Origin of the sequence: Nonomuraea sp. AD125B, assembly GCF_041402765.1 — a bacterium.
GTDB lineage: Bacteria > Actinomycetota > Actinomycetes > Streptosporangiales > Streptosporangiaceae > Nonomuraea > Nonomuraea bangladeshensis.
Map to the genome: position 1 here is coordinate 45,735 of NZ_JBGLOU010000024.1, position 17,658 is coordinate 63,392.

The 17,658-nt window shown below is 74.1% G+C and carries 19 protein-coding genes and 1 tRNA gene; 11 read left to right on the plus strand and 9 right to left on the minus strand.

Annotated elements, in window-relative coordinates; all coding sequences use genetic code 11:
- The first annotated feature begins 3 nt into the window (after nt 1-3).
- From ACBR40_RS42580 to ACBR40_RS42595, 4 genes are all read left to right on the plus strand, one after another.
- A complete protein-coding gene (locus ACBR40_RS42580) occupies nt 4-1,218 on the plus strand; it encodes an FAD-binding protein (protein ID WP_371252415.1) in 1,215 nt (404 codons plus the stop codon).
- A gap of 111 nt (nt 1,219-1,329) precedes the next feature.
- The gene (locus tag ACBR40_RS42585; protein ID WP_371252417.1) at nt 1,330-2,112 is read left to right on the plus strand and encodes an LLM class flavin-dependent oxidoreductase; all 783 of its coding nucleotides are present in this window, start codon (nt 1,330-1,332) and stop codon (nt 2,110-2,112) included.
- Between the two features lie 36 nt (nt 2,113-2,148).
- Nucleotides 2,149-2,541, plus strand: coding sequence for a DUF3224 domain-containing protein (locus ACBR40_RS42590; RefSeq protein ID WP_245775455.1), 393 nt, complete (start codon nt 2,149-2,151; stop codon nt 2,539-2,541).
- A gap of 70 nt (nt 2,542-2,611) precedes the next feature.
- Nucleotides 2,612-4,135, plus strand: a complete 1,524-nt coding sequence (locus tag ACBR40_RS42595; RefSeq protein ID WP_371252418.1) for an acyl-CoA carboxylase subunit beta — start codon at nt 2,612-2,614, stop codon at nt 4,133-4,135.
- 5 nt (nt 4,136-4,140) lie between these two features.
- Here ACBR40_RS42595 and ACBR40_RS42600 read toward each other — a convergent pair whose 3' ends face one another.
- On the minus strand, nt 4,141-5,667 hold the full coding sequence (locus tag ACBR40_RS42600) for a hypothetical protein (RefSeq protein ID WP_371252420.1): 1,527 nt from the start codon (nt 5,665-5,667) through the stop codon (nt 4,141-4,143).
- 67 nt (nt 5,668-5,734) lie between these two features.
- On the opposite strand from ACBR40_RS42600, the gene ACBR40_RS42605 reads away from it, so the two are divergent.
- Entirely contained in the window at nt 5,735-5,863 is a 129-nt protein-coding gene (locus ACBR40_RS42605) for a hypothetical protein (protein ID WP_371252421.1), read from the plus strand.
- Between the two features lie 150 nt (nt 5,864-6,013).
- On the opposite strand, the gene ACBR40_RS42610 is transcribed toward ACBR40_RS42605, so the two are convergent.
- The 3 genes from ACBR40_RS42610 to ACBR40_RS42620 all read right to left on the minus strand — a co-directional run bounded on the left by ACBR40_RS42610 (nt 6,014) and on the right by ACBR40_RS42620 (nt 8,527).
- A tRNA-Ala gene (locus ACBR40_RS42610) sits at nt 6,014-6,086 on the minus strand.
- A gap of 48 nt (nt 6,087-6,134) precedes the next feature.
- Nucleotides 6,135-6,980 carry an alpha/beta hydrolase gene (locus tag ACBR40_RS42615; RefSeq protein ID WP_344218741.1) on the minus strand — a complete coding sequence of 282 codons (846 nt, stop codon included), beginning with the start codon at nt 6,978-6,980 and terminating at the stop codon, nt 6,135-6,137.
- 77 nt (nt 6,981-7,057) lie between these two features.
- Nucleotides 7,058-8,527, minus strand: a complete 1,470-nt coding sequence (locus ACBR40_RS42620) for a von Willebrand factor type A domain-containing protein (RefSeq protein ID WP_371252422.1) — start codon at nt 8,525-8,527, stop codon at nt 7,058-7,060.
- Between the two features lie 135 nt (nt 8,528-8,662).
- Between ACBR40_RS42620 and ACBR40_RS42625 the strand changes: the two genes are divergently transcribed.
- Entirely contained in the window at nt 8,663-10,438 is a 1,776-nt protein-coding gene (locus ACBR40_RS42625; protein WP_371252423.1) for an asparagine synthase-related protein, read from the plus strand.
- Here ACBR40_RS42625 and ACBR40_RS42630 read toward each other — a convergent pair.
- Genes ACBR40_RS42630 through ACBR40_RS42640 form a run of 3 tightly spaced genes read right to left on the minus strand, consistent with a single transcriptional unit; the run spans nt 10,407 to nt 12,480 of the window.
- On the minus strand, nt 10,407-10,955 hold the full coding sequence (locus ACBR40_RS42630; protein WP_344218747.1) for a TIGR03086 family metal-binding protein: 549 nt from the start codon (nt 10,953-10,955) through the stop codon (nt 10,407-10,409). The genes ACBR40_RS42625 and ACBR40_RS42630 overlap by 32 nt on opposite strands.
- Complete coding sequence (locus tag ACBR40_RS42635; RefSeq protein ID WP_344218749.1) at nt 10,952-11,464, minus strand: isoprenylcysteine carboxylmethyltransferase family protein; 513 nt, start codon at nt 11,462-11,464, stop codon at nt 10,952-10,954. The genes ACBR40_RS42630 and ACBR40_RS42635 overlap by 4 nt, the downstream gene beginning before the upstream one ends.
- Entirely contained in the window at nt 11,461-12,480 is a 1,020-nt protein-coding gene (locus ACBR40_RS42640; protein ID WP_344218751.1) for a 3-oxoacyl-[acyl-carrier-protein] synthase III C-terminal domain-containing protein, read from the minus strand. The genes ACBR40_RS42635 and ACBR40_RS42640 overlap by 4 nt, the downstream gene beginning before the upstream one ends.
- Nucleotides 12,481-12,522: 42 nt before the next feature.
- Between ACBR40_RS42640 and ftrA the strand changes: the two genes are divergently transcribed.
- Entirely contained in the window at nt 12,523-13,554 is a 1,032-nt protein-coding gene (ftrA, locus tag ACBR40_RS42645; RefSeq protein WP_371252425.1) for a transcriptional regulator FtrA, read from the plus strand.
- Here ftrA and ACBR40_RS42650 read toward each other — a convergent pair.
- Nucleotides 13,509-14,156, minus strand: coding sequence for a TetR/AcrR family transcriptional regulator (locus tag ACBR40_RS42650; protein ID WP_371252426.1), 648 nt, complete (start codon nt 14,154-14,156; stop codon nt 13,509-13,511). The genes ftrA and ACBR40_RS42650 overlap by 46 nt on opposite strands.
- Before the next feature lie 22 nt (nt 14,157-14,178).
- On the opposite strand from ACBR40_RS42650, the gene ACBR40_RS42655 reads away from it, so the two are divergent.
- The 4 genes from ACBR40_RS42655 (at nt 14,179) to ACBR40_RS42670 (ending at nt 16,785) form a co-directional block, all read left to right on the plus strand.
- Nucleotides 14,179-15,513 (plus strand): MFS transporter, encoded by a 1,335-nt coding sequence (locus ACBR40_RS42655; RefSeq protein ID WP_371252427.1) that lies wholly within the window; start codon nt 14,179-14,181, stop codon nt 15,511-15,513.
- Entirely contained in the window at nt 15,510-15,941 is a 432-nt protein-coding gene (locus ACBR40_RS42660) for a hemerythrin domain-containing protein (RefSeq protein WP_344218759.1), read from the plus strand. Before ACBR40_RS42655 ends, ACBR40_RS42660 begins: the two co-directional genes overlap by 4 nt.
- A gap of 39 nt (nt 15,942-15,980) precedes the next feature.
- Complete coding sequence (locus ACBR40_RS42665; protein ID WP_329592168.1) at nt 15,981-16,241, plus strand: hypothetical protein; 261 nt, start codon at nt 15,981-15,983, stop codon at nt 16,239-16,241.
- A 118-nt stretch (nt 16,242-16,359) separates the two neighbouring features.
- Nucleotides 16,360-16,785: a VOC family protein gene (locus ACBR40_RS42670; RefSeq protein WP_344218763.1), complete on the plus strand. Its 426-nt coding sequence runs from the start codon at nt 16,360-16,362 to the stop codon at nt 16,783-16,785.
- 15 nt (nt 16,786-16,800) lie between these two features.
- On the opposite strand, the gene ACBR40_RS42675 is transcribed toward ACBR40_RS42670, so the two are convergent.
- Nucleotides 16,801-17,628, minus strand: a complete 828-nt coding sequence (locus ACBR40_RS42675; protein WP_371252428.1) for an SAM-dependent methyltransferase — start codon at nt 17,626-17,628, stop codon at nt 16,801-16,803.
- Nucleotides 17,629-17,658 lie beyond the last annotated feature (30 nt).

Sequence of the window (17,658 nt, forward strand, 5' to 3'; positions counted from 1 at the left end):
GCCGTGACGCTGAGCAATTGGGCGGGAAACACCGCATTCCGGGCAAGTGACGTCCATCACCCCTCCTCACTCGACGAACTGCGCCGGCTCGTCGCGGACAGCACCCGCGTACGGGCGCTCGGGAGCGGGCACTCGTTCAACGACGTCGCCGACACCACGGGCGACCTCGTCGTCCTCGACCGGATGCCGGACGCCGTCGAGATCGACAGCGCCGCCGCCCGGGTCCGGGTGCCGGCGCGCACGACGTACGCGCGGCTCGCCCGGCAGCTCGACGCCCACGGCCTCGCGCTGGCCAACCTGGCCTCGCTGCCGCACATCTCCGTCGCCGGTTCGGTCGCGACCGGCACCCACGGCTCGGGAGACGCCATCCCGAGCCTCGCCGCCGCCGTCTCCTCGCTCGACCTCGTCACCGCCGACGGCTCGACGCTCACCCTCGCCCGCGGCGACGCCGACTTCCCCGGCGCGGTGGTGGCGCTGGGCGCGCTCGGCGTCGTCACCTCGCTCACCCTCGACGTGGTGCCCGCCTTCGAGGTGCGCCAGTACGTCCGCGAGGGCCTGCCGGTCGAGGCGCTGGCCCACTTCGACGACATCATGGCCGCCGGTTACAGCGTCAGCCTCTTCACCGACTGGCGCGAGACCCGCGTCTGGCTCAAGCGCACCGGCGAGCCGGCCGGCCTGCCCGCCGACTGGTACGGCACCCGCCCCGCCGACGGCCCCCGCCACCCGCTGCCCGGCATGCCCGCCGACCCCTGCACCACGCAGCTCGGCGTGCCCGGCCCCTGGCACGAGCGGCTGCCGCACTTCCGCGCCGACTTCGAGCCCAGCGGCGCGGGCGACGAGCTGCAGTCGGAGCTCATCCTGCCGCGCGAGCACGCGGTCGAGGCGCTGCGCGCGCTGTTCGCCATCGGCGAGCGCATCCGGCCGGTGCTGCACATCTCCGAGGTGCGCACCGTGGCCGCCGACGACCTGTGGCTCAGCCCCTTCCACGGGCGCGACAGCGTCGGCATCCACTTCACCTGGCTCAAGGACCCGGAGGGCGTGCGGCCCGTGCTGGAGCTGGTGGAGGAGACGCTGGCGCCGTACGAGCCGCGGCCGCACTGGGGCAAGCTGTTCACCCGGTGGCCCTCCTGCCCGGAGCGGTTCCGGTCGCTGGCCGCACGGCTGGACCCCAAGGGCAAGTTCGCCAACGACTTCACCGGCCGCCTGCTGGGGGAGTAGCCCTACCGCCCGGGGAGTAGCCCGCCGGGCGCGGGCTGCGTCCACGGGCGTAGCCGCCCACCGGTCGCGGGGACGATGCGCCGGAGCCGCCCGTAGGCGATCGTCAGAGGCATGAGCGATCACCCCTTCAGGTTCGGCGCGGTCGCCGGACGAGCCCCCGACTGGTCCGGCCTGGCCCGGCGGGCCGAGGACCTCGGCTACGCCACGCTGCTGGTGCCCGACACGCTCGGCACGTTCTCGCCGTTCAGCGCCGCCGCCGCGGCGGCCGCGGTCACCAGCAGGCTGCGGGTGGGGACGTACGTGCTGAGCGTCGCCAACCGCACGCCGCGCGCCGTCGCCTGGGAGACCGCGACGCTGCGGGAGCTGTCCGGCGGGCGCTTCGAGCTGGGCCTCGGCGCCGGCAGGCCGGACGCCGCGCACGACGCCGCCGAGCTGGGCCTGACCTTCGGCCCGGCCGGCGCGCGGGTGCGCAGGCTCGCCGACACGATCGACGCGGTCGCCGCGGAGGCGAAGGACGTGCCGATCCTCGTCGCCGCCTCCGGCACCCGGCTGCTGCGGCTGGCCGCAGCCAGGGCGGACACGGTCGCGCTCGGTGTCCCGCCGCACGCCACGGAGGAGCAGGTGGCGGCCAAGCTCGACGAGCTGTACGAGCTGGCCGGCGACCGCTTCCACGACCTGGAGCTCGGCATGAACCTGGCCGCCGCCGGCGCCGAGCCGCCCGCCTGGCTCGGCCCCCTCGGCCCCGAGGCCACCGGCGTGCTGCGCGGCACGCCTGCGCAAATGGCTGACGTGCTGCGCCGCCGCAGGGACCGGCTCGGGGTGTCGTACGTCACGGTCAACGCGGCCTGCCTGGAGGCGTTCGCCCCCGTCGTCGAACTCCTCGCCGGAACCTGACGGAACCTGACAGGTACGTCGGCCAGCATGGACGCCATGACCGCAAAGGGAACCTTCGACACCGCGAACTGGGACGCCAAGCAGCCCTACGAGGAGCGCGACGGTGTCACGCTCGGCCTCGTCACCATGACGAAGACCTTCCACGGCGACCTCACCGGCACCAGCCTCGTCACGCTGATGATCGCCACGACCCCCGTGGAGGACTCCCGCTCGTACGTGGCGCTGGAACGCATCGAGGGCGCCCTGCACGGCCGGTCCGGCAGCTTCGTCGTCCAGCACAACGCGGTCAGCGACCGGGGCGCGCACGCGCTGCGCGTGTCGGTGGTGCCGGACTCGGCGACCGGGGAGCTGACCGGCCTGCGCGGCGAGATGCAGATCGTCATCGGCCCCGACGGCGGCCACTCCTACACCTTCGACTACACCCTTTGATGGCGTTCCTGGGCGGCTCCCGGTAGTGTACCGACCGGCCGGTACGCCAACCGCCGGGAGGAGTCACGCCATGTGGGACCCCGAACTCGCCGAGCTGCGCCGGCGCAGGGAGCTGGCCGAGCGCATGGGAGGCGAGGAGCGCGTCGCCCGCCAGCACGCCACCGGCCGCCTCACCGTGCGCGAGCGGCTGGCCGCGCTGACCGACTCCTGGCAGGAGATCGGCGCGCTGACCGGCCGGGCCGCCGGTGCGGACTTCACGCCGTCCAACGTCATCATCGGCCGGGCCCGTCTCGACGGCCGCAGGATCGTGGTCTCCGGCGACGACTTCACCGTACGCGGCGGGGCCGCCGACGCCGCCATCCACGACAAGCAGATCCTGGCCGAGCGCATGGCGGGCGAAATGCGCGTCCCGCTCGTGCGGCTCATCGACGGCACGGGCGGCGGCGGCAGCGTCAAGCAGCTGGAGGAGTTCGGGCGCACCTACGTCCCGTACAACCCGGGCTGGGACCAGGTGGTGGCCAACCTCGGCCGGATCCCGGTGATCTCCCTGGCCCTCGGCCCGGTGGCCGGGCTCGGCGCGGCCCGCCTGGTCACCTCGCACGTCTCGATCATGGTGAAGGAGCTGTCCCAGGTCTTCATCGCCGGCCCCGCCGTGGTCGAGGCGGGGATGGGGGAGAGCGTGGGCAAGGAGGAGCTCGGCGGCTGGCGGGTCGCCGCCGCGGCCGGCACGGTCGACCTGGTCGCGGGCACCGAGGAGGAGGCGTTCGCGCTCACCCGGCGGGTGCTGTCCTACCTGCCGCAGAACGCCTGGCAGCCGCCCCCGGTCACGCCGTCCGCAGACGCGCCCGACCGGACCGCTCCCGAGCTGCGCGAGCTCGTGCCGCGCGAGCGCCGCCGCCCCTACGACACGCGCCGCGCGCTCGATTTGGTCTTCGACACCGGCAGCGTCCTGGAGCTCGGCCGCCGCTTCGCCCCCTCCGTGATCACCGCCTTGGCGCGCCTGGACGGCCGTCCCGTGGCGGTCCTCGCCTCCGATCCCCGCGTCTACGGCGGCGGCATGACCGCTCAGGGCTCCGACAAGCTGGCGCGCTTCGTCGACCTGGCCGAGACCTTCCACCTGCCGGTGGTGCACCTGGTGGACCAGCCGGGCTTCGTCATCGGCACGGCCGCCGAGCGGGCCGGCACGATCCGCCGCGGCGCCCGCGCGCTCGCCGCCGTCTACCAGTCGACGGTCCCGTGGGCCTCGGTGCTGGTCCGCCGCGTCTTCGGCGTCGCCGGGGCCGCACACCGGCCGCACGACCGCTACACCTTCCGGGTGGCCTGGCCGTCCGGCGACTGGGGATCGCTGCCGATCGAGGGCGGTCTGGAGGTCGCCTTCAAGCGCCTGCTCGCCGAGGCGGGCGAGGACGCGGCGGCGCTCAAGGCGGAGATCGCCGAGCGGCTGGAGGCGGTGCGCTCGCCGTTCCGTACGGCGGAGGCGTTCCTGGTCGAGGACATCATCGACCCCGCCGACACCCGCCCGCTGCTGACCGACTGGGTGAAGGACGCCTACGTGGCACTCGAACCGGGCCCCCGCTCCACCACCCGTCCCTGAGCCCGTCAGCCGCGCGGCCGGTGCACGACCTTGTCGGTCGAGCGGCCGGGATAGACGACGAGCAGGTGCTCCTCGCGCGGCGCGTCGGGGTCGTCCTCGTCCCAGGGCAGCGTGCGGGCGTGGACGCGCAGCTGGTAGTGGCCGGGACCGGCGACGGCCAGGTCAGGCAGCGGCCCGGCCGCCCCGCTGCCGCCGCCCTGAGGGTAGGCCGGCACGACCAGGCGGCCGCTGCGGCTGGTGAGGCCCACCTCGACCACCTGCTTCCAGCCGGTGAGCCGGAGCGGCGGGGCGCGGTCGAACGCCTTGACCGTCAGGCACATCACGTTCTCCTCGGACGTCACGATGGCGGCGGTGCCGCCCACGGCGTCGATGAGCCCGTCCTCGCCGGCGTCGAAGATGTCGGCGACGTCGTCGCCGTCGCCGTAGATGTTCCCGGGATCGCCCGCGCTGTCGTCGCCGTCGTCGAAGACGGCGTAGCCGCCGCCTTCCGACAGCATGTACGCGGCCGTGCCCTGCCGCCTGGCTCGCGCCCCGGGCCACGGGTCGGCGCACCGGGCGTTGGCCGCGGCCTTCCACGCGGTCTCCTGCCGGTCGAACTCGGCCTGCCGGCGGCGGACTTCGGCGTTCTGCCGGGCGACGATACCGGGACACAGGTACTCCAGGGCCGTGGCCAGCTCGATGGCCTCGGCCGTGCCGCCCGTCCGCTCGTGCAGCTCCTGCCGTTCGCGGTCGCCGGCCAGCGCGCACGCCTGGGAGCCGTAGGCGAGGATGCGCTGGTCGGCCACGTCCTCGGGGAACATCGTGTCCGCCGCGAACGTCGAGCCCCTGGCCAGGCAGAGGAACGACCGCCGCCGCTCCTCGGGCCCGAGGCCGGCCGCGGGCCGGAGCCGGTCGCGGCAGCCCTCGTCCGCGGCCGTGTAGGTGAGCCGGGCGTCCCCCTCGGCGCCGACCGCGGCGATCGGCAGCCCGAGCAGGACGACGGCGGCGGCGAGCAGCCGCGGCCTCCGCCCGGTTCCCGGCGTCGGGACGTCCTGGCGGGGCGCGGCGAGCTCGTGCGCGGTGCGTGCCGCCCACACGACGATCAGCCCGTCGAGCGCGTGCACCGCGAGCGACAGGCCGTCGAAGGCGTCCCGTCCGACCTGGAGCAGCGGGTGGACCTGCGGGACGAGGAGAGCGGTCCAGCCGATGGCGATCGTGACGGCGCTGAACCGCCCGTCGCGTCCCTGCCCGGCGAGGATCATCGCCTTGCAGCCGAGGGTCGCCATCACCACCAGGAGCGACGCCGTCAGCAGCGGGACCTCGGCGAACGGCCGCAGCGCCGCGCCCAGGACCCCGGTCAGGCCGAGCCCGAGTGCGACGATCCGGAACCGGGCCGACACCCCGCCGAGGACCCGCACCAGCAGGACCAAGGTGGCGGCCCACACGGCCCGGCTCGCGGCGTACTCCGCGACGTCGGACACCTCGTCGAGGAGTTCCCAGAGCAGCAGGTCGCCGGCCACGTCCGTGTAGAGCAGGCGTCGCAGCCACACCACGTCACGCGGCGGCACCCCGGTGCGCGGCGAGGCCGGGCCGCGCAGGATCTGCCACAGCGCCCACGCGTTGAGCAGGCCGATCGCCGCGGCCAGGAGCAGGACCCCGTCGTCCTGCGGCCAGACGACCGTCGTCGCGACGAAGGTGAACCACCGCCCGTCGTCGTACCAGGCGGCGACGGCGACGGCGGTCAGGTAGAGCGCGACGGCGACGGCGGCCGGGCGCCCGAAGCGGTGGCGGGCGACGGCGGTCCTGAGTAAGGCGATGATGCGGATGATCTTAACGCTCCCCGGGCGGGGGCGAACGGAACAAGGCCCGTCCGATCGATCGGACGGGCCTTGTTTTCTGTGGAGCTATGGGGATTCGAACCCCAGACCTCCTCCATGCCATGGAGGCGCGCTACCAACTGCGCTATAGCCCCTTGCGGTGAGTACGAGTGTATCGGACTCACCGACCACCCCGGACCTGCCTACGCCAGCAGGGCCCGCAGGATCTGCTCGGCGTGCGTCCACAGCAGGGAGCCGCCCGCGCCCGGGATCAGGTGGCGGCGGGCGCCGCGGATCCGCTGGGACAGGGTGAAGCCCTGGTCGGGGGAGTGGTGCAGGTCGAGGTCGCCGTACCAGAGGTCGACCGGGACGGGGACCTCCGCGAGCGGGAACGGCCAGGGGCTCATGGCGAGCACGCTGTCGCGGGCGTAGCCGGCCGGGCCCTGGGCGAAGGCCTCGGTCATGGCCTGGCGGTAGGCGCGGGCGAAGTCGGGCCGCTCGTAGATCTCCCGGTCCACGGCGGGACTGTTGGGGACGATCATGTCCCAGAGGGCGTCGGGGGTGAGGGAGGAGAAGAACTTCTCGGCGGCGGCCGGGTCGGCGGCGACCGTCTCGACCAGCTCGCGGAAGTGGCCGGGCAGCACCTCGGTCATGGTGGCGACCTCGTCGGCGCCCGAGACGATCGCCACCCGGCGCACGCCCGGGACGAACGCGCAGGCCAGCGCGAACGGGGCGCCCTGCGAGAAGCCGACCACGCGCGGCGCGTCGAGGCCGAGGGCGGCGACGTCGGCGGCCCAGGAGGTCAGGGTGCGGCCGGGATCGGGGTCGGAGGAGCCGAGGCCGGGCCGGTCGAGGGAGATGAGGCGGACGCCGAGCTCGTCCACGACGTCCGCGCCGAAGCCGAGCCACCGGCTCGTGCCCGCCCCCGGGCAGAGCACGACCGGCGTCCCGGTGGCCGGGCCCCATTCGGCGCGGGCCAGGCGGCGGCCGTCGGGCAGGACGCTCTCGGCGAGCCGGGCCGGTGGGGTGATCAGGTCGTGCCGTGTCATGCCTGATACCTTGCTCGGCCCGGCCGGCTCCTCGCAAATCGTTTTCCGCGCCCGGTCAGCCGACGCTCAGCCGACGGTCAGCCGACCGCACGGGCCTTGTCGATGAGCGTCGTCAGCTCGCTCACCATCGGGTCCTCCGCCAGGGAGGCGAGCCGGGTGGAGTGCTCGGCGAGGTCCGGCAGGTCCAGCCCGAACGCCTGTCGCTCCCGCAGGTACATCGCGAACGCCGCCACCAGCACGTCCACCTGGAGCCGTACCGGCGTGCTCTTGTCCCACACGCCCTTCGCCAGGTCGGCGGCCCGCAGCGACTTGCCGGCCTCCGACGCCTCGCGGGTGTCGGGGTCCTGCCAGCGGACCGTGGCCTGGGCGAGCTGCCCGCGCGCCCCCGGCTTGAGCTTGAGCGCGTAGAGGGCGGTCACCGCGTGGCCGGGGCCGATCTCGCCGCCGTCGCGGCTGTCGTCGCGGAACTCCTCGGTGGTCAGGGCGCGGTTCTCGTAGCCGACGAGGCGGTAGGTGTCGACGACGGACGGGTTGAAGACCACCTGGGCCTTGGCGTCGCGGGCGCGCAGCTCGATGGTGGCCGTGAGCTGGGTGGTGAAGAGCTTGTCCGCGTCCTGCTGGGAGCTGACGTACACGGCCATGCCGTCGCCGTTGTCGGCGAGCTGCTCCATCAGGGTGTCGCCGTACTCGCGGCCGACGCCGACGGTGAGCAGCGTGACCTGGCGGGCCGCGTACTCCTTGGCCTGGGCGAGGATGCCCTGCCACGCGGTCTCGCCCTGGTTGGCGAGGCCGTCGGAGAGCAGGATGACCCGGTTGGTGGCGGCGGGGCGGAACGCCTTGGCCGCCTCCTGGTAGCCGGCGACCAGGCCGCTCTCCAGGTTCGTGCCGCCCTCGACGTCGAGCCGGTCCACGGCGGCCGACAGCTCGGCGCGGGCGGTGAGCGGGGTCATCGAGGCCAGCACCTCGGCCTCGTCGCTGAAGGCCACGATCGACACCTGGTCGCCGGGCGCGAGCTGGTCGAGCAGCGTGCGCAGCGAGGACTTCACCAGGTCGAGGCGGCCGGGCTCGGCCATCGAGCCGGACACGTCGACCACGAAGGTGAGGTTGACCGGCCGGCGCGCGGCGGCCTCGGTGGCGCGGGTCTGCAGGCCCACCCGCAGCACGGCCTCGTCCCGGCGGCCGGGCAGCAGGGCGCCGTCCACGTGCACCGCGAACCCGTCGTCCGGCGGCTGCTCGTAGTCCTGGCGGAAGGCGTTGACCCACTCCTCGGGGCGGATCCGGTCCGGCTCGGGCCAGCGGCCCTCCTGCAGGGCGCGGCGGGCGTAGCCGTACGAGGCGGTGTCCACGTCCAGCGCGAACGTGGAGATCTGAGCCGTGGCCGTCTCCTGCTCGTCCTTCGCCGACGACTCCGGCCGGGCGGGGCCCTGGGACGCGGCGGGCGCGTTGGCGCGCTCGGCGCTCCCCGTGCTGCCGCCGGAGCCGCCGCACCCGGCGAGCACGAGGACGGCGACCAGTCCGGAGCCGATCACTAACGGGCGGATTCTCATTCCTCAACCACCTCCGACCCCTTACGACGGCGGCTGACCGGTGGTTGGCCGGGGCGGTGACGTAAGCGAGCACAAACCGCGATCGATACGTGATCAGTTGTGACAATCGGTGCAAATGAGATAGACCTGGCTGGCATGCGCGTCTACCTCGGTATAGCCGCGAAGCACGGGGAGATCCCTCTTCCTGTCCTGGAGAAGGCCCGTAGCGTCATCGAGCTCGCCTTCCCCGTGCCCCCGGACGTCATCCGCGGCCGGGAATGGCACGGCAGGGGCGTCTCCCTGCTCGGCTGGACCAACGAGCCCGACGACCTCCGTCAGCCGCCGCTGCTGTCCGAGCACGGCGGCCGGGTCATCGGGCTGAACGGCCACCTGGCCGACCCCGCCGACGTCGCCCGGCTGCCCCGCGACCCCGGCGACCCGCTGGGCGGCTGCTTCTCCTCCTGGTACGCGCGCGACGGCGAGCTGGGCGCGAGCACGGCGATCAACCGGGTGTGCCCCGTCTTCCACGCCGAGACGCCCGACCTGTACCTCATCGGCAGCCGCGCCCTGCTCGTGCACCTGATGGCCCAGCCGGGCGACCGCGTCGAGCACGACGTCCTGGCGCTCCAGACGATGGTCAGGCAGGGGTTCTTCCTGTCGGACGAGACGCCGTACAAAGGGGTGTCGGCGCTGCGGCCGAGCACGCGCGTCGAGGTGCGCGACGGCCGGCGGGTGATCGTCGAGACCCCGCTGCCGCAGACGGCGCCGCCCCCGGCGAGCCGCCGGGCCAAGCGGGCGGCCGTGGACGAGCTGGCCGACGCGCTGCTCGCCACCGTCGAGCCGCTGCGCTCCCTGGGCGAGCCGGTCAACCTGGCGCTGACCGGCGGGCGTGACACCCGCGTCCTGGCGGCGCTGCTGCACGCCGCGCGGGTGCCGTTCCGGGTGACGACGAACGGTCTCGACACCCACCCCGACGTGATCATCGCGCGGCGGATCGCCGCCGAGCTGAAGGTCGAGCACACGGTCATCGCGCCGCCGCAGACGGCCGCCAAGGACGCCGTGCTGGTGGAGCACCCGCTGGCCCGCGCCTGGGAGACGCTGCGCACGTGCGAGGGCATGACCTCGGCGTACGAGTCGATCGTGAGCTACCTGCCGTACTCCGGCAAGCCCACCATGTCCGGGCAGAGCGGCGAGACGCTGCGCGCGGGCAGCCTCAACCTCCTGCAGACCGACCTCGGCGACAAGGCCCTGCTGCGCCGGATCACCACGACCTTCTGCAAGGACGACAAGCTGTTCACCGCCGAGGCCAACGAGCACGCCCGCGAGCTGGCCCGCCCCTGGCAGGAGCGGCCCGACCGGCTGGAGGCGCTCGACCACATCTACATCTGGTACAAGGTCGGCCGGTGGCAGGCCAGCGCGCGGGCCGGCGCCCTGCGCCGGGGCGATCCGGTGCGGCCGTTCCTGGACAACCGGGTGGTGCGCGCGGCGCTCGCCCTCGACCAGCGCTGGCGGCTGTCGGAAGAGGTGATCTACCAGCTCGTCGTGCGCTTCGCGCCCCGCCTGCGTGACGTGCCGATCGAGGGCAAGCCGTGGCGCTTCGCGGAGGGCATGACCCGGCGCCTGCCGTGGACGCACGTCCCGCCGCCCGCCATGCCGACCGTGAAGACCGGCGGCGGCTGGAGCTGGCGGACCAGCCCCGGTCCTGCGCTCACGGACGTGCTGCGCCGGCAGGTGCTCGGCAGCCTCGACGCGCTCGCGCCCATCGTGAACCCCGACGAGGCGCGGGCCCTGTTCGCCGACCCGGTGGTCAAGAAGCCCGCGCTCGCCTGGCACCTCTACACCGTGAGCGCCCTGCTCACCGGGCTCTACCCCGGCAAGCAGCCCGAGGGTCTGGAGCCGATCACGGTCTCCAGGCCGGATCCCGGCCGATGAGGCCGAGGAACCGCTCCAGCGCGGGCGCGTCCGCCGGCACGGCGACCTCCTCGCCGAACGCGCCCCGCGCCCGGCCGATCGGCGCCATGTCCTTGGCGAAGGCGAGCAGCCTGGCCGCGGTGGCCTCCTCCACCTCGTAGCCGCGGCCGGTTGCCCGGGAGAGGTCCCAGCCGTGGGCGACCAGGTCGGTGAGCGCCATGTGGGCGAGGACGGTGCGCGGCAGCCCGCCCATGGCCTCGCTGACGCCCTCCCACGACTCCGGCTTGTCCCAGGCGATCAGCATGCGCTCGACCCGCTCGGGGAAGTCGCCGGTGTACTCCTTCGGAGGCAGGAACCCGCCGCCGCCCGCGACCGACTCGAACAGCGAGGCGCCCCACTCCAGGTGGTTGATCAGCCCCCGGACGTCGAACTCCTGGCACGGCGTGGGCCGGCCGAACTCCTCCTCGGGGATGCTGGTGACCAGGTCGGCGGTGCGCTGGGCGGCCCCGCGCAGCATCGGCAGCAACTCTTCTCTCATGAGCTACAGGATGCCAGCGCCCGGTCCTCCTCCGTGATCCGAATCGTGAGAAGAACCGCGTTGACCGCCGTGAAGACCAGCGCGGTGAGCCAGGCGGTGTGGACGAGCGGCAGCGCCACCCCCTCCGCCACGACGGCCACGTAGTTGGGGTGCCGCACCCACCGGTACGGCCCGCCGCTCACCAGCGGCAGCCCCGGCACCACGACCACCCGCGTGTTCCACTGCCGCCCCAGCGTCCCGATGCACCACCAGCGCAGCGCCTGCGCGAGCAGCACCACGGCGAGCATCGGCCAGCCCAGCGCCGGCACGAACGGCCGCCCGAGCAGCCACACCTCGGCCGGCGCGGCCACCAGGAGCGCCACGTGCGCCGCCACGATCCAGGGGTAGTGGCGCCTGCCGTGCTCGACGCCGCCCCGCGCCCGCGCCCACGCCAGGTTGCGCCTGGCCACGACCAGCTCGGCCAGCCGTTCCATGACGACCAGCCCGATCAGCACCAGGTAGGCGTTCACCAGTGCAGCAGGAGCAGCTCGGCGGAGAAGCCCGGCCCCAGGGCCATCAGCACCGCGGGCGCCCCCGGCCGGCCGCGCGTCTCCTGCAGCACGTTGAGCACCGACACCGACGACAGGTTGCCGTGCCGGCGCAGCGAGCGCCAGGTCACCTCGACCGCCTTGGGCGGCAGGCCCAGCGTCTCCACGATCTTCTCGATGACCTTGGGGCCGCCGGGGTGGCAGATCCAGGTGCCCACCTGGTCGGGGGTCAGGCCGTAGTCGGCGAGGAAGGCCCGGATGTCGCCCGCCAGCACCTCCTCGACGAAACTGGTCAGGTCGGCGTCCAGGACGAGGCGGAAGCCGTGGTCGCCGACCTCCCAGCCCATCAGGTGCTCGGTGCCGGGATACAGCCGGCTGCGGGTCGCCACGACCTCCGGCCCCCGTCCGCGCCCGGTCGCCACGACGGCTCCCGCGGCGTCGCCGAACAGGCCGCTCGCCACGAGGTTCGCGATCGAGGTGTCGTCCCGCTGGATGGTGAGCGAGCACAGCTCCAGGCACACCAGGACCGCGACGTGGTCCGGCCAGCCGCGCAGGTAGTCGTACAGGCGGGACAGGCCCGACGCTCCGGCCGCGCACCCCAGGCCGAAGACCGGCAGCCGCTTGACGTCCGGCCGCAGCCCCATGCGTTTGGCCAGCCGCGCGTCCAGGGAGGGCGTGGCCAGGCCCGTGGTCGAGCAGAACAACAGGTGGTCGACCCGCTTCGGCTCCACGCCCGCCTGGTCGAGCGCGGCCGTCAGCGCCCGCTCGGTCAGGTCGAGGCCGAGCTCCACGTACGCGTCGTTGGCCCGGCCGAAGGAGTCGAGCTTGGCGTAGTCCTCCAGCGGGAGCGCGAGACTGCGGCCCGTCACGCCGGTCGCCTCGTGGAAGCGCCGCAGGAGGTCCTCGTCGCAGTGGGTCAGACGGGCGAACGCCTCGGTGATCTCCGCCTGCTCGTAGCGGTGATCGGGGAGAACCGTCTGTACCGCCGTGATATGCATGCACTTCCTCTGCCGCTGGAGGAGCCCGGCTAACATGCGCTCATGCTCCTCCCCGACCCGGCCCGGCCGCACCGGGTCGCCGCGCTGGCCTTCGACGGGATGGCGCCGTTCGAGCTGGGCTGCGTGGTGGAGCTGTTCGGGCTGCCCCGGCCGGAGCTGGCCGAGCTCGGCGTGCCGTGGTACGACCTCAGGGTGTGCGCGGCGTCCCCGGAGCCGCTGCGGGTGGTGGGCGGCTTCACCATGAGCGCCGAGCACGGGCTCGACGTGCTGGCCGAGGCCGACACGGTGATCGTCCCCGGGGTGGCGGACGTGCGCGGGCCGGTGCCGGACCCGCTCGTGGCCGCGCTGCGCCGGGCGCACGGGCGCGGCGCGCGGCTCGTGTCGATCTGCTCGGGCGCCTTCGCGCTGGCCGCCGCCGGGCTGCTCGACGGCCGCCCGGCCACCACCCACTGGAGGTACGCCGCCCTGCTCCAGGAGCGCTTCCCCGCCGTCCGGGTCAACCCGTCGGTCCTGTACGTGGACGACGGCGACGTGCTGACCAGCGCGGGCAGCGCCGCCGGGCTCGACCTGCTGATCCACCTCGTCCGCACCGACCACGGCCCGCGCGTCGCCAACACGGTCGCCCGCCGCCTGGTCGTGCCGCCGCACCGGGAGGGCGGGCAGGCCCAGTTCATCGAGGCGGCGGTCACGCCGGCCGGCGGCGACGACGCGGTGGCGCGGGCGATGGCGTGGGCCCTGGAGCACCTGGCCCGGCCGATCACCGTGGCCGACCTGGCGCATGTGGCGACCATGTCGCAGCGCTCGTTCATCAGGCACTTCCACCGGCGGACCGGCACCAGCCCGCTGCGGTGGGTGATCGCGCAGCGGGTGGCGGCCAGCCTGCCGATGCTGGAGTCCACCGGGGTTTCGGTGGAGGAGATCGGGGCGGCGGTGGGGTTCGAGAGCGCGGTGACGTTCCGGCGGCACTTCACCAGGGCCATGCGGACGTCGCCGTCCGCCTACCGCAGGGCGTTCGCCGGGGGCTCCGGTCAGGGCAGCAGGCCCGCGACGAGCGCGCGCAGCCCCCGGTCGTAGGTGTCCCTCGCGGTGAGCTCCGCCCACCGCGGGCCGACCTCGGCCAGGCGCGGGAACGCGCCCGCGTCCAGCTCCGCGAACACCCGCTCCCGGTAGGTGCTCCCGCCCTCCGCCCGCCGCCCGGCCGCCGCCGCTCTGGCGCCGATCTCGCCGGCGGTGTAGTGCCAGATGATCCGGTACGCCGAGACCGCGTCCTCCATCGCCAGCCCCGCCGCCAGGGCCGCATCGATGATCTTCTCCGGGTACCAGAGCCCGCCGACGGACAGCAGGTCGTCGGCGCGCAGCACGTCCACGATCCACGGGCAGCCGGCCAGCGCCTCGCGCATCGCGGTGGCCACGGCGACGACGCGCTCGCGCGGCTCATCCGGCAGCTCCTCCTCGGCCGGGCGGGCGTGGCCCGTCGCGTAGTCGTCGAGGAGGAGCAGGAGGAGCTCCTCCTTGTCGCGTACGTGGTGGTAGAGGGCCATGGCCGTGCTGCCGACCTCGCGGGCGAGGCGGCGCATGGTCAGGCTCGCCACGCCGTCCTCCTCGATGACCCGGTGGGCGGCGGTCACGATGTCGGCCCTGGAGATCTTCGGCGGGCGGCCGGTGCGCGCTGGCATCCTGTCATGTTACTTTCTATACATGTATAAAAACTCCTTCGCGAGCCGGGCGGCCGTGGGGGCGCTCGCGTACGGCGTCGCCGTCGGCACGCTGCAGATGACCGTGGTGGTGCCGCTGCTGCCCCGGCTGGCGCGCGAGCTCGCCGCCTCGCCCGCCTCCGTCTCCTGGACGCTCACCGCCGGGCTCCTGTCCGGCGCGGTCGCCATCCCGGTGCTGTCCCGCCTCGGCGACCTGTACGGGCGGCGGATGATGTCCCTGGTCGCCCTCGCGCTGCTCGTGGCCGGATCGGTGCTCAGCGCCGTGTCGGACACGCTCGCGCCCATGATCGCTGGACGCGTGCTGCAAGGGCTGGCCGCGCCGCTGCTCCCGCTCGCCATCGGCCTGGTCAGGCAGGCGCTGCCCGCCGAGCGGCTGCCGTCGGCCATCGGGGTGCTGAGCGCCACCATAGGCGTCGGCAGCGGCGGCGGCATGATCGTCGCGGGGCTGGTCGACGGGGACAGGCGGACCGTGTTCTGGCTGCTCGCCGGGCTGGCGGCGCTGGCGTTCGTCCTGGTCGCGGCCACCGTGCGGGAGGGGCTGCGGATGCGGGGGCGGCCGGGGGAGCGGCTGGACCTCATCGGGGCGGTGCTCGTCTCGGGCTGGCTCGTCTGCCTCCTGCTCGCGCTCAGCAAGGGCGCCGAGTGGGGCTGGACGTCGCCGGTCACCCTGGCGCTGCTGGCCGCAGCCGTGGCGGTGGCGGCCTGCTGGGTGGCCGCCGCGCGCCGGGCGCCGTCCCCGCTGATCGAGATCCCGATGCTGCTGCACCGGAGCACCGTGGGGGCCACGGTGGCGTCGTTCCTGATCGGGTTCGCGCTGTTCGCCGCGATCACCACGGTGTCGGCGTACGCGCAGGGCACGCTCGGCGCGTCCGTGCTGCAGGTGGGGCTGTACCTGCTGCCGACGACGGTCCTGATGCTCGCGGTCTCCGTGCTGGCCGGCCCGCTGATGCGCCGCTTCGCCCCCGCCACGCTGGTCGCGGGCGGCTCGGCGCTGGTGACGCTCGCCGCCGCCTGGCTCGCCGTGCTGCGCGGCGGCGGACCGGGACTGTACGCCGCCACGGCCGTGCTCGGCCTCGGCGTCGGACTCGGTTACGCGGCGCTCGGCACCATGGCCGTCCAGCACGTCGAACCCGCCAGGACCGCGGCGGCCGGAGGCGTCAACGCGCTGGTGAGGGTGCTCGGCAGCAGCCTGGCCGGAGCGGTGGGCGCGGTGGTCCTGGCCGCCGGCGGACCCGGCTGGGCCTTCACCCTCGCCGCGGGGGCGGCGCTGGTCGCGGCTCTCTTCGCCGCCGTACACGGAAGGGTGCGCATCGCATGACCGGGGACCGGCGTCTCGTCGCCTGGGGTGACGAGCTGATCAAGCTGCACGACGGTTTCCGCCGCGATCTCGCCGCCCTGCGCGCCGGGCTGCGTGGAGCGGGCGGGGGCGAGTTGCGTACGCACTGCCTGGCGTTCTGCGACGCCCTGCACGCCCACCACGAGGGCGAGGACGCCACGTTGTTCCCGCACCTGGCCGCCGAGCATCCCGATCTGGCGGAGGTCCTGCGCCGGCTCGGCGCCGAGCACCGGGTGGTGGCCCGGCTCCTGGAGCGGGTCCGGCGGCTGCTGGACGAGGAAGGGGCGGGGGAGGGCGTCGCGGACGAGGTGGAGCGGCTGACCCGCGAGCTGGAGGCTCACCTGGACTACGAGGAGGAGCACCTGGTTCCCGTGCTCAACCGGATGACCGCGCTGCCTGACGGCGTCTGATCGCTGGCTATTTCGAACTGGCGTTCGTATAATGGGGACATGGATCTCACGCCGAAGGACCTTCCCGAGCTCTGGCGGCCGCCGATCGTTCTCCGCGCCGGCGCGGCGCGTTATCTGCTCGCCTGGGGTGACGACGCCGCGGGCGAACGATGGGGTTTCCTGCTGTGGCCGCCGCGGGCGCGCCCGGCGGACGACGGCGTCGCGCACGAGGGGCAGGCGCGCTGGGTGCCGTGGGAGGACATCCGCCCGGTCACGGGCGAGGACTACAGCACCGTTCCGGTGGCGGACGCGTTGCTGTGAGGTGAGAAGAGGACACAACCTGGCCGCTTCGGCTGGCACGGTGGTCGTCGAGCGGGCCGCCTGCCCGCGCCCCCCCCGCCCCCCCCCCCCCCCCACCACCGATCCGCAAGGAGCGATCATGTCCGTCGACGCCGTGACCCACCTCAACTTCCGTGGCGACGCCCGCGAGGCGCTCGCCTTCTACCAGTCCGTGTTCGGCGGCGACGTGGTCGCCGTCACCTACAAGGACGCCGGGAACGTCCAGGACCCCGCCGAGGCCGACCAGGTCATGTGGGGCCAGGTGAGCGCCCCCAACGGGTTCCGCGTGATGGCCTACGACGTGCCGTCGGGCCAGCCGTGGGACCAGGGCCAGAACGCGTTCTTCCTCTCGCTGCGCGGCCAGGACGCCGACGAGGTGACCGCGTACTGGGAGAAGCTCGCCGTCGGGGCGAGCGTGCTGCGGCCGTTCGAGCCCGCCGCGTGGGCGACGCTCTACGGCATGCTGAAGGACCGCTTCGGCGTCACCTGGGTGGTGGACGTCGTCAGCCCGTACGTGCCGTCCTGACCCCCGCGGCGAGGGTCAGGCGGGGACGCGGCCGACGCCGGCCAGGATGCCGGACCGCACGTAGTCGTGCTCCCCGCCGGGCGCGCCGTCCGGCGTCCAGTCGGCGACCGGCACCACGCCGGGCCCGACCAGCTCCAGCCCGTCGAAGAAGGCGGCGATCTGGTCGTGGTCACGCCGCGCGAGGCCGCCGGAGGGCGTGTTGGCGTAGACCTGGCGCCCGGCCTGTACGGCGTCCTCGCCGGCGTCGCCCGCGTACAGGTGCGACAGCACGAGATGCCCGCCGGGCCGCAGCCGCTCCCGGACCCGCGCCGTGATGCGCCCGGCCTCGGCGTCGTCGGGGACGAAGTGCAGCACGGCGACCATGAGGACGGCGAACGGCTGCGACAGGTCCAGGTGCCCGGCCACGTGCGGGTCGTCGAAGATCGCGTCGGGGTCCTTGAGATCGCCCCGCACGACGATGACGTCGGGGTCCGTGGCGAGCAGGGCGCGGGCGTGGGTGAGGACGATCGGGTCGTTGTCCACGTACACGACCCGCGAGCCCGGCCCGTGCCGCCGGGCGACCTGGTGGACGTTGTCCTGCGTCGGCAGCCCGGCGCCGATGTCCAGGAACTGGCGCACGCCCGCCTCGGCCAGCATGCGCACCGCCCGCCCGAGGAAGGCGCGGTTGGCGAGGGCGATCTCGCGGGCGTCGTTGCCGAGCCGCCGGCCGAGCTCGATCATCTGCTCGGCGGCCTCGCGGTCCACGGCGAAGTTGTCCCGGCCGCCGAGGTAGTAGTCGTACATGCGGGCGACGCTCGGCACGCTGGGGTCGATCCCGTCCGGCACGCGGTCCGTCTCGGTCATGTCCCGACTGTAGGTCCAAGCCGGACGCGG

Excerpts from the sequence above, each read along its gene's own strand:
- ACBR40_RS42585 (WP_371252417.1), top strand. The coding sequence starts at position 1,330 with ATGAGCGATCACCCCTTCAGGTTCGGCGCGGTCGCCGGACGAGCCCCC.
- ACBR40_RS42590 (WP_245775455.1), top strand. The coding sequence starts at position 2,149 with ATGACCGCAAAGGGAACCTTCGACACCGCGAACTGGGACGCCAAGCAG.
- ACBR40_RS42595 (WP_371252418.1), top strand. The coding sequence starts at position 2,612 with ATGTGGGACCCCGAACTCGCCGAGCTGCGCCGGCGCAGGGAGCTGGCC.
- ACBR40_RS42615 (WP_344218741.1), bottom strand. The coding sequence starts at position 6,980 with ATGACACGGCACGACCTGATCACCCCACCGGCCCGGCTCGCCGAGAGC.
- ACBR40_RS42620 (WP_371252422.1), bottom strand. The coding sequence starts at position 8,527 with ATGAGAATCCGCCCGTTAGTGATCGGCTCCGGACTGGTCGCCGTCCTC.
- ACBR40_RS42625 (WP_371252423.1), top strand. The coding sequence starts at position 8,663 with ATGCGCGTCTACCTCGGTATAGCCGCGAAGCACGGGGAGATCCCTCTT.
- ACBR40_RS42630 (WP_344218747.1), bottom strand. The coding sequence starts at position 10,955 with ATGAGAGAAGAGTTGCTGCCGATGCTGCGCGGGGCCGCCCAGCGCACC.
- ACBR40_RS42640 (WP_344218751.1), bottom strand. The coding sequence starts at position 12,480 with ATGCATATCACGGCGGTACAGACGGTTCTCCCCGATCACCGCTACGAG.
- ftrA (WP_371252425.1), top strand. The coding sequence starts at position 12,523 with ATGCTCCTCCCCGACCCGGCCCGGCCGCACCGGGTCGCCGCGCTGGCC.
- ACBR40_RS42650 (WP_371252426.1), bottom strand. The coding sequence starts at position 14,156 with ATGCCAGCGCGCACCGGCCGCCCGCCGAAGATCTCCAGGGCCGACATC.
- ACBR40_RS42655 (WP_371252427.1), top strand. The coding sequence starts at position 14,179 with ATGTATAAAAACTCCTTCGCGAGCCGGGCGGCCGTGGGGGCGCTCGCG.
- ACBR40_RS42660 (WP_344218759.1), top strand. The coding sequence starts at position 15,510 with ATGACCGGGGACCGGCGTCTCGTCGCCTGGGGTGACGAGCTGATCAAG.
- ACBR40_RS42665 (WP_329592168.1), top strand. The coding sequence starts at position 15,981 with ATGGATCTCACGCCGAAGGACCTTCCCGAGCTCTGGCGGCCGCCGATC.
- ACBR40_RS42670 (WP_344218763.1), top strand. The coding sequence starts at position 16,360 with ATGTCCGTCGACGCCGTGACCCACCTCAACTTCCGTGGCGACGCCCGC.
- ACBR40_RS42675 (WP_371252428.1), bottom strand. The coding sequence starts at position 17,628 with ATGACCGAGACGGACCGCGTGCCGGACGGGATCGACCCCAGCGTGCCG.